This is a genomic window from Altibacter sp., from assembly GCF_019913785.1.
Lineage (GTDB): Bacteria > Bacteroidota > Bacteroidia > Flavobacteriales > Flavobacteriaceae > Altibacter.
This window is the reverse complement of the sequence record NZ_JAIOHK010000056.1, coordinates 1-2,356: the sequence shown is the minus strand read 5'-3', so window position 1 is coordinate 2,356 and position 2,356 is coordinate 1. Positions and strand designations below refer to the sequence as shown.

1 protein-coding gene and 1 pseudogene are annotated in these 2,356 nt (G+C 36.0%); both read left to right on the top strand.

Translation table 11 applies throughout. The annotated features are described in order from the left end of the window. Positions 1–130 precede the first annotated feature (130 nt). A pseudogene (locus K8F54_RS13955) lies at positions 131–313 on the top strand (hypothetical protein); the annotation flags it as partial. 301 nt (positions 314–614) lie between these two features. After that, positions 615–2,225, top strand: a complete 1,611-nt coding sequence (locus tag K8F54_RS09440; RefSeq protein ID WP_290790017.1) for an IS1634 family transposase — start codon at positions 615–617, stop codon at positions 2,223–2,225. Positions 2,226–2,356 lie beyond the last annotated feature (131 nt).

The window sequence follows — 2,356 nt, the reverse complement described above, 5'->3', positions numbered from 1 at the left end:
TATAAAAATCATGTAAAATCAAAAAAACCATAAGAGTCTGTCACTCACCATGCTAATAAATGGTGTAGTGCGAACCGGCTTTTTTTAAAAGCCTCGTTTTAAACGAGATAGACGATTTAGGTGTCAAACTCAAGTGCTTTTCGTACTGTTTATGCTGGGTATATGGTTCTCGGCAGTTTACTCCGGACACCATTATATTATTGATGTGCTGCTGGGTGCAGTAGTTGCCGTGGTAACGATAGGGCTTTTTAATTTGTTGATGCGCTGTAAGTGGGCAGGGAGAATGGTAGAGAGCTTTGTGGGGAGGATTTGAAAGTTGAGGGGTGGTTTGGGTATTTGATTTTTTTCTTATGTTTGCTGGAGGTATCTGAATTTGATGCAAGCCTTATAGGGCTGCAGGGCAAACGCATCATTTTTCCTGAGTTTGACACCTAACCCTACCTAAACTCTCTGTAACCCTTATAAATCAAGGATTTTATTTTAGAAATCCCAAAAGTGTAGTGCGAAAATGGTAGTTGATTTAAGGGATATATTTGTAATTTTGCTTGGTATTCAGAATTTATAATTTCTGAAAAGAAGTGCGAACATTTTGTAAAATATTAAAATTGAACACGATGGCATTTTTAAGGCAAGATAAAAAAGCTAATGGCACTTATCTGAGGATTGTGCAGAGTTACAGGTCAGAAGACGGTAAGAGCAGGCACCGGACATTATTTAATCTTGGCAAGGTTGAAGATTACTCTGCTGATGCCCTAAAAAAAATCGGTCAGACTCTTTATGAACTTGGTGGAGGAAGCTTAGAGGAGCTGCAATCAAAACAACTTCATGAGATTTGTAGGTATTATTATGGATTCCCTCTCGTTGTGAAAAAACTGTTACACAGCTATGCCTTTGACACATTTTTTGATAGAATCACCAACCATAAAGACCTTGAGTACAACCTTATGGAAAGTGTCACGCTTTTAATCTGTGAAAGGCTGCATGATCCGGTGAGTAAATTGTCAAATTACATAAACCAAAACGATTATTTTGGAATAGAACACATCGAATTACATCAAATTTACCGCACTTTAGATCATTTGCATAGTAACCAAGAGAGAATTAAACAGTTAATCTATCATAAAGGGCGAAATTTATTTAACCAAACCCTTGACCTTGTTTTTTATGATGTTACAACATTTTACTTTGATAGTGATAAAGAAGACGGGTTTCGTGAGAAAGGCTTTGGTAAAGATGGTAAAATAGGCAATACCATTGTAACATTTGGCTTGTTGATAGACCAAAATAAACAGCCCGTTGGCTATGAAGTATATCGTGGCAGACAATACGAAGGACATACTTTTTCTGATGCAGTTGCCCGCTTGAAAGACAAATACCAGATTGGTAAAATAATATGCGTAGCCGATACCGGAATGATGAATGCTGATAATCTGTTGGAAGTTCAAGATGCTGATTATGAATATATATTTGGAGAACGGCTCAAGAACCTATCCAAGAAAATACAGGATGAAATATTAGATATTAGCAAGTATGAAATCTTGAAAGTAGCAGATATAACCAGCAACGAAGAAATAGAGATTAAATACTATGTTAGCCCCTACAAAGGGAAAAAATTGATAAGCACCTACAGTGCCAAACGAGCTGCTAAAGACAAAGCGGAAAGGGAGGAGAAAATTAGAAAGGCTCAAATATTTATCGAAAATCCACAATCCTTAGGCAAAAAGGCCAAGACCTATTATCTGAAAAAAGAAAGCAAAGATATCTTTTCATTAGATCTGGAAAAAATTAAGAGAAGCGAGCGGTTCGATGGTTTTACCTCAATTGCAACCAATAATCAGGAATTGTCTGTAAAACAAATACTTGAAGCTTACAAACAGCTTTATAAAATAGAACAGTCATTCAGGAGTTTTAAGACTTTTTTAGAAACTCGCCCCATGTATCATTGGACAGAAAACCGTATTTTAGGTCATTTAGCCCTCTGCTATATTTCTTTTACAGTACTGAACTATTTACAGTTGCAATTAAAAAAACAAGGCACTCCGCAATCAGAAAACGAGATTCGTAAAAATCTTACAAAAATGCAAATGAGCTTAATCAGCCAAAACGAGCAACAATATTACTTGCGCTCAAAAATAGAAACTGGAGCAAAAGAAATAATGAAAGTTTTATCAATACGCGAACTACCCGACTTGATACCACAACAATCTATAAATCAATACATATAAAAATCATGTAAAATCAAAAAAACCATAAGAGTCTGTCACTCACCATGCTAATAAATGGTGTAGTGCGAACCGGCTTTTTTTAAAAGCCTCGTTTTAAACGAGATAGACGATTTAGGTGTCAAACTCAAGAA

Bases quoted from the DNA above. Each gene is read 5' to 3' on its own strand.
- K8F54_RS09440 (WP_290790017.1), top strand. From the start codon at position 615: ATGGCATTTTTAAGGCAAGATAAAAAAGCTAATGGCACTTATCTGAGG.